6 protein-coding genes are annotated in these 7,489 nt (G+C 64.6%); all 6 read right to left on the bottom strand.

What is annotated here, in order from left to right; translation table 11 throughout:
- Positions 1-67 precede the first annotated feature (67 nt).
- On the bottom strand, positions 68-1,165 hold the full coding sequence (locus GSQ88_RS13615) for an LLM class flavin-dependent oxidoreductase (protein WP_159008262.1): 1,098 nt from the start codon (positions 1,163-1,165) through the stop codon (positions 68-70).
- Between the two features lie 276 nt (positions 1,166-1,441).
- Positions 1,442-2,554, bottom strand: coding sequence for an NADH:flavin oxidoreductase/NADH oxidase (locus GSQ88_RS13610; protein WP_159008261.1), 1,113 nt, complete (start codon positions 2,552-2,554; stop codon positions 1,442-1,444).
- A 74-nt stretch (positions 2,555-2,628) separates the two neighbouring features.
- A complete protein-coding gene (locus tag GSQ88_RS13605; RefSeq protein WP_159008260.1) occupies positions 2,629-3,594 on the bottom strand; it encodes a Bug family tripartite tricarboxylate transporter substrate binding protein in 966 nt (321 codons plus the stop codon).
- 66 nt (positions 3,595-3,660) lie between these two features.
- The gene (locus tag GSQ88_RS13600; protein ID WP_159008259.1) at positions 3,661-4,359 is read right to left on the bottom strand and encodes a hypothetical protein; all 699 of its coding nucleotides are present in this window, start codon (positions 4,357-4,359) and stop codon (positions 3,661-3,663) included.
- Positions 4,360-4,389: 30 nt separating this feature from the next.
- Positions 4,390-5,394 carry an esterase-like activity of phytase family protein gene (locus GSQ88_RS13595; RefSeq protein ID WP_159008258.1) on the bottom strand — a complete coding sequence of 335 codons (1,005 nt, stop codon included), beginning with the start codon at positions 5,392-5,394 and terminating at the stop codon, positions 4,390-4,392.
- Between the two features lie 74 nt (positions 5,395-5,468).
- Positions 5,469-7,370, bottom strand: coding sequence for a cobaltochelatase subunit CobT (gene cobT / locus GSQ88_RS13590; RefSeq protein ID WP_159008257.1), 1,902 nt, complete (start codon positions 7,368-7,370; stop codon positions 5,469-5,471).
- Between the last annotated feature and the right edge of the window lie 119 nt (positions 7,371-7,489).

Genomic DNA, 7,489 nt, shown 5'->3' with positions numbered 1-7,489 from the left:
TCAGCAAGCCGCCTGACCTTCACGCATCGCCATCATACAACTCGCCGTGCCCGCGCGCATGCGTCAATCAGGCGGTCTTCGTCGTATGCGTACGATGCTTCAGGCGCGGCATCACTTCCTGCTTCAACAGGCGCAGCGAGTTGTGCCAGGCTTCGGGCTGGTGCTTGTAGTCGAAGCCGAACACCAACAGCGTGCCGAAGCCGCCGACCTCGCGGTAGATCTTCTCGATCTTCTCGGTCACCGTAGCGGGCGAGCCGACGATCCAGTTGTGACGGGCGCAATAGTCGACCGTCACGTCGCTGTCGGGCACGTCGGGCGTGTGCTTGAGATAGTCCTTGAAGCCGAAATGACCGAGCAGCGGCAGGAAATATTCGCCCATCATGCGGCCCATCATGTCGCCGGTGGACAGCTTCCAGGCTTCCTCGTCGGTATCGGCGACGAACACCTCGCGCACCAGCCGCCAGTCTTGCCGGTTCGGCTTGCGGCCGGTCTTGGCGGCGCCTATCTCGACGGACTCCCAATGACTGCCGACATAGGCCGGGTTGAGGTTGAGGCTCATCGGGATATAGCCGCGCTCGCCCGCGAGCTTCAGCGTGTCGGAGCCCTTGCTGAGGCCAGCGACGGCAATCGGCGGATGCGGCGCCTGCACCGGCTTGAGGTGAGGCTTGAGGAAATCGAACATCACGTCGGGCTTGGTCACGTTCCAGAACTTGCCGTTGTAGGTCCACGGCGCGTCGTCGCTCCACATCTTCAGGATGATCTCCAGCGCCTCGCGGGTCATGTCGCGGTTCTGGCCGGACATGCCGTCGACATGGAACATCGCCCAGTCGCTCGGCAGGCCGGAGGCCGCGACGCCGAAATTCAGCCGGCCGCCGGAGAGATGGTCGAGCACCGCAACGCGGTTGGCGAGTTCGGCCGGGTGATGGTAGGGCAGCAGGAAACCGCCGGGGCCGAGGCGGATGTTCTTGGTCTGCAGGAACGCCTGCGCCAGCAACAGATCCGGCGCCGGGTGAGGTTCCCAGGGCGCGGTGTGGTGCTCGCCGATCCAGGCTTCGGTGTAGCCGAGCTCGTCGAGCCAGCGCAGCACCTGAAGGTCCCAGTCGTGACCCTGCTTGAATCCGCACTCCGGCGGATGCGACGGCATCGTGAAGTAGCCAATTTCCATCGGGGTTTCCTCTCTCGTCGTTTCGTCCCTACCGACGCGTCTTGTTGCGCGCCCGAGCGAGAGCATAGCACGCCGGCCGCGTGGCCGAGATATGACAAAACGCGCGGGCTGAAAGCCGCGCGGCGACGCACAGTCTCGTCATGGCCGGGCTTGTCCCGGCCATCCACGTCTTCGCAACAGGAAAGAAGTAAGTCGTCGATGCCCGGGCATAGGCGAGCGGAAGCGACGCCGTCCTTTGGACGGCTACGCCCGGGCACGACGAAAGAACATAGCCGTCTACCTCGTCCCGAACGTGGTCTTGCCGAACAGTTCCTTCTGCGTCGAGGGCTGCGAGCGCCAGTATTGCGGCGGCGCGTCGACCTGGCCGTGCAGTTCGGCCGCGGCGTGCCAGCCCCAGCGCGGGTCGTAGAGCATGCCGCGCGCCAGCGCGACCATGTCGGCCTTGCCGGAGGCGACGATGTCCTCGGCCTGTTTGGCTTCGGTGATCAGGCCGACCGCCATCGTGGTGAGGCCGGTCGCCTGCTTGATCGCCTCGGCGAACGGCACCTGATAGCCGGGCGCCAGCGGAATCTTCTGCAACGGCGAGGCGCCGCCGGAGGAGACGTCGATCCAGTCGACGCCGCGTTGTTTCAACTCCTTGGCGAATTCGATGGTTTGCGCGAGATCCCAACCGCCCTCGACCCAGTCGGTCGCCGAGACCTTGATGCCGACCGGCTTGTTGTCCGGAAACGCCGCGCGCACCGCGTCGAACACTTCCAGCGGATAGCGCAGGCGATTTTGCAAGGAACCGCCATATTGGTCGGTGCGCTTGTTCGATATCGGCGACAGGAATTGATGCAAGAGATAACCATGCGCGCCGTGGACTTCGATCGCATCGATCCCGAGCCGGTCGGCGCGCTTGGCGGCGGCCACGAACGCCTCGCGGATCCGCGCCATCCCCGCGGCGTCGAGCGCCAGCGGTGCTGCTTCGCCTTCCTTGTGCGGCACCGCGGAAGGGCCGACCGCCTGCCAGCCACCCTCGGGAAGCGGAATCTGCTGGCCACCATCCCATGGCGTGTGGCTCGATCCCTTGCGGCCGGCATGGGCCAACTGCACCGCGATGGCGGTCTTGGAATGCTTGCGCACCGAGGCCAGGATCGGCTTCAGCGCGGCTTCGGTGGCGTCGTTCCACAGGCCAAGACATCCCGGCGTGATGCGGCCGATCGCTTCCACATGGGTCGCCTCGATGCAGAACATCGCCGCACCCGACAGCGACAAACTATTGATATGTGTGAAGTGCCAGTCATTGGCCTCGCCATCGACGGCCGAATACTGGCACATCGGCGCCACCATGATGCGGTTGGCAAGCTTGAGGCCACGCAAAGCGATCGGGGAAAACAGAGTGCTCATGGGAAAATCCTGGCGGGAGGAGGGCTGAGGTCCCAGCCTATCTAGCGACGCGGCGGGCTTGGCTCAACCGCCGCCTATTGTTTAATCCCGGCGGCCTTGATCACTTCCAGGTTGGCTGCCGTCTCGCGCTTGACGAAATCGTCGATCTCGGTGGGCGTCATCGGCAGCGGCTCGACGCCGAGCTGCTTCAGGCTGGCCTGCGTCGCCGGATCCGCCAGCACCTTGACGCCGGCGGCATGAAGCTTCTCGATGATGTCCGGCGGCGTCTTCGACGGCACGAATACACCGAACCAGCTTTCGCTCTCGGCGCCTTTGAGACCGACCTCCGCTGGGGTCGGCACATCGGGCAAATCGGCGGCCCGTTTGGGCGTCGAGACCAGCAGCGCGCGCACCCGGCCGGCCTGGATCAGCGGCAACGCGGTCGACAAAGGACAGAAATAGAAATCGACCCGGCCGCCAATGACGTCGGCGATCACTTCCGGGCCGCCGCGGTAGGGCACATGGGTTGCCTCGATGCCGGCGGCGAAGCGGAATTTTTCGGCGCTGATATGCACCGCACTGCCGATGCCGACCGAGCCAAACGAGACCGAGCCGGGCTTTGCTTTTGCTTCGGCGATGAAATCCTGCACGGTCTTCCAGGGACGCTCGGGCGAGACGATCATCACATTGGGACTGGAGCCGATCATCAGCGCGCCCTTGAGGTCGCGGCTGGCATCGAAGGTGAGATCGGGAAAAATCGCCGGCGCGATCGTCAGCGCCGAGGAATGCGCGAGAACGCTGTAGCCGTCGGGATCGGCCTTCACGACCATCGCGGTGCCGAGCGTGCCGCCGGCACCGGGGCGATTCTCCACCACGATGGGCTGGCCGAGTTCGGCGGCGAGACGATCGAACACCAGCCGCGGCACCACGTCGGTGGCGCTACCCGCGCCGAAGGGAATGGTGGCCCTGATCAACCGCGACGGCCATTGCTCCGCGCTCGCGGGAGTGGCGAAAGCGATGGCGACGATACCGAGGACGAGGAGTTGAATGAATTTATGCATGTCCGATCCGTTTTTCAGAGTACCGGAGCTTTGCAAGAAACATTCCGCGTCCGCTCAAGTCTGCTGTCACCAGTTGTCGCTGTCGCCGGGCTTGAGATCAATGACGCGGGTGCGGTCGCCGGGGAGCAGCTCGCACTCCGCATCGGCATGAAATTCGATCACCAGCTTGCCGTCGTCGAGCTTCGCGGCCACCCGTCCGTAAGAGCCCAGCAATTTGACGAGCCTATCGTCGTCCGCGACGAACGACAGATATTCCCTGAACAGGAAGCGCTTGCCGCCGTGCCATTCGACGATCGAATTCCGCACACGCAAATCGTCGGCGTCGGCCACCTCGCGGCTGGTCACTTCCTTGAACAGGCTCGGTCCCGCGATCAGATGGGCGCGGCGATCTTCGATGCGATAGAGATTGAGCGTCACAATGTAACGCTCCGAGCGAAACCCGACGCCGACATGGCGGGAGTCCTTCGACCAGAAGGCGTGATAGGCGCCCGGATCGGTGTCGAGATTGTTGTCCGAACTGACGGCATCGAGCTTTGCGATCCGCCGGTGGGCGGGCTCGGCCATCAGCCATACATGGAAGCCCTCATCGCCGAGCTCGCCCTCGCCGTGCGACGCCAGCGACAGCTGCTTGCCGGGCGCGAGCCCGTGGCGGATGATGCCGTACTCGCCCTTGGCATAGTGGTGGTTGCTGGTGGCGCGGGCGGGAAGGGCTGCGGCCGCAAGGCAGGCCGTGATGGCAAAATATCGCAAGAGAAGGCTTCGCATCTCGATTGGTCTCGGCGGGTGCACGGAAGTTCACTCCACCAGCGTGAATTGCAGCAGCAGCGTACGCTGCAGCAGCGAGAAATTGTCGTCGGAGACCAGCGTCAGCACGGTATCGCCCTCCGGCGTTACAAAGGCGTCGATGCCTTCCATATTATCGATTTCGCTGCCGAGATCCGCCGTGAAGATCGAGGGGCCGTCCACCAGCGCGCCTGGCGCCAGCGATTGGAGCGGGATGCGCCGGATCCGGACGCCGAGGCCCTCGACCAGCGAGAATTTCCGCTCCAGCACCAGCAGTTCGCCCGATGGCAGCAGTGTCGCGTCGCTGATGTCGAAATTTTCGGTGCGGCGAACGCTGAATTGCCCGGGCGTTGGTCCACCGACCAGGAACGCGATCAAATTGCCGTCGCGATCGAGGCCGCGTTCGGAGAGCGCGATCAGCGTCCCCGCCAGCGGCAGCCCCTTGGGCACCACGATCAGCGCTTCCAGCCCCTTGTTGAAGGGCAGCTTCTTCACCGCAACCGGCATCGGCACCACCTCGGCCAGCGCGCGGGTAAAGCCTTTGCTGAAATCGAAGCGCAGCACCATGTTGACGCGCTCAAGCCCAATGTAGACCAAGGAACCATCGAGCGCGATCGACTCCGAATCGAACCAGCCGCGCGTCGTGATCGGTTTGCCGTCGGGTCCGAGCATCGGCGCGGCCTCGACATCGGCAAGTCCGGTCATCTCGCTGCCCTGATAGACGATGCGGCCGGTGAACCAGCTACCCTTGTCGCTGAAGGAGATGAAGCGCTCGCCTTTGGCATCGAGCCGCAATCCCGACAGCCCGCCGAAGCGAGGGAACGACGAGGTCAGGACCAGGCCGCTGCGATATTGCAGCGCGCCGAACCGCACATGCGCGCGGTCGCTTGGATCGAACGACAGGATGGGGTGGGCGTTGACCTCGATCGAAACCGGCGCCGCGACCGAGTGCTCATCCGGCGCCAGCGGTTTTGACGGCGGCTCGGTTGCAGACTGCGCCCGCGCGATTCCGGGCATCACAGCCAGAGAAAATCCAGCCGCCGCGGATTTCAGGAAGCGGCGGCGGGAGCGATCGTGCGATGGGGAAATTCTCAGGAATGCAGCCTGCGGCGGCGGCCCGGCGGCCCGGCCGCGACGCCAGAGGTTTCGCTGAACAGTTCGGCGAGCTTCTCGGTAATAGCACCGCCGAGTTCTTCGGCATCGACGATGGTCACGGCGCGGCGGTAGTAGCGCGTGACGTCGTGGCCGATGCCGATCGCGATCAACTCGACCGGCGAGCGGGTCTCGATTTCCTCGATGATGTGGCGCAGATGGCGCTCCAGATAATTGCCGGGGTTGACCGACAGCGTGGAATCGTCGACCGGCGCGCCGTCGGAAATCATCATCAGGATCTTGCGCTGCTCGGAGCGGCCCAACAGCCGCTTGTGCGCCCAGTCCAGCGCCTCGCCGTCGATGTTTTCCTTGAGCAGACCCTCGCGCATCATCAGTCCGAGATTCTTGCGCGCCCGACGCCATGGCGCGTCGGCGGATTTGTAGATGATGTGGCGCAGATCGTTGAGGCGACCGGGATTGGCGGGCTTGCCGGCAGCGAGCCACGCTTCGCGCGACTGGCCACCTTTCCAGGCCCGCGTCGTGAAGCCCAGAATCTCCACCTTGACGCCACAACGCTCCAGCGTCCGCGCCAGAATATCGGCGCAGGTCGCCGCCACCGTGATCGGACGCCCGCGCATCGAGCCGGAATTGTCGAGCAGCAGTGTCACGACGGTATCGCGGAAGGTGGCTTCCTTCTCGTTCATGAACGACAGCGGATGATGGGGGTCGGTCACCACGCGCGACAGCCGCGCCGGATCGAGCATGCCTTCCTCGAGATCGAACTCCCAGGCGCGGTTCTGCTGCGCCATCAGGCGGCGTTGCAGCCGGTTCGCCAGCCGCGCGACGATGCCTTGCAGATGCGCGAGCTGCTTGTCGAGATAGCTGCGCAGCCGTTCCAGTTCATCATGGTCGCAGAGATCCTCGGCCGCGATCACCTCGTCGAATTTCGGCGCGAAGGCGTGATATTCCGGCCCGCGCGGTTCGTTGGCGCCGCGCGAATTCGGCCGCGTCGCTTCGCCCGGAGTCTCATCATCGCCGAGTTCACCGTCGTCGAAGGTGTCGCTGGTGGAGGCCTGAGCGCTCTCCATCGCGCTCTCCGACATTTCGTCGGTCGTCGCCTGCGCCTGATCGGCGCTCATTTCCTGCGCCGCATCGCTGTCGGGAGAGCCTTCCGCGCCGGACTGATCGTTCTCCCCGTCGCGGCTCTCGTCCTGATTTTCGTCGTCTTCGCCTTCGGCATTGCGTTCGTCGCCGAGATCGAGCGCCGACAACAAATCATGCACGAGATCGCCGAATTTAGCCTGGTCTTCGGTAACGCGGCTGAGCTTGTCGAGCCGCGCACCAATCTTGTCTTCGAGCACCGGACGCCAGAGGTCGACCATCTTGCGCGCCGCCGCCGGCGGAGCGAGCCCGGTCAGACGCTCCCGCACCAGCATCGCCAGCGCGTCCGACAGCGGCGCATCGGCGCGGTCGGTGATCTCGTCGAACTTGCCGCGATGAAAATGATCGTCGAGCATCGCGGTGAGATTTTTTGCGACCCCGGCCATCCGCCGCGAGCCGATCGCTTCCACCCGCGCCTGCTCCACCGCTTCGAACACGCCGCGCGCCTGCGGATTTCCCGGCATCAGCTTGCGGTGCACTTTCGGATCGTGGCAGGCCAGCTTCAGCGCGATCGAATCGGCGTGGCCGCGCACGATGGCCGCATCCCGCTTGGTCATCTTGCGCGCCGGCTCGGGCAGCCGCGCCTTGCCAGGCGCCAGCCCCGGACGCTCGGAGGCGAACGTCACTTCGAGTTCGGGCATCTTCGCGATCGCGCGCAGACAGGAGGTGACCGCGCGCTTGAACGGCTCGGTCGGCGCTTCCTTTGATCCGGTACGGAACTTGGTGTTGGATGTTGTCATTCAGCTATTGCCTCACCCCGGGTCGTCCCTGCGCACGCAGGGACCCATAACCACTGACGGTCATTGTTCTTGCGGGCTTAGGCTCCATCTCTACGAGAGTCCTCGGCGTATGGGTCCCT

The sequence above is a fragment of the Bradyrhizobium sp. S69 genome (assembly GCF_009766005.1).
Classification (GTDB): Bacteria; Pseudomonadota; Alphaproteobacteria; order Rhizobiales; family Xanthobacteraceae; genus Bradyrhizobium.
This window is presented reverse-complemented; position numbering and strand designations above follow the sequence as displayed.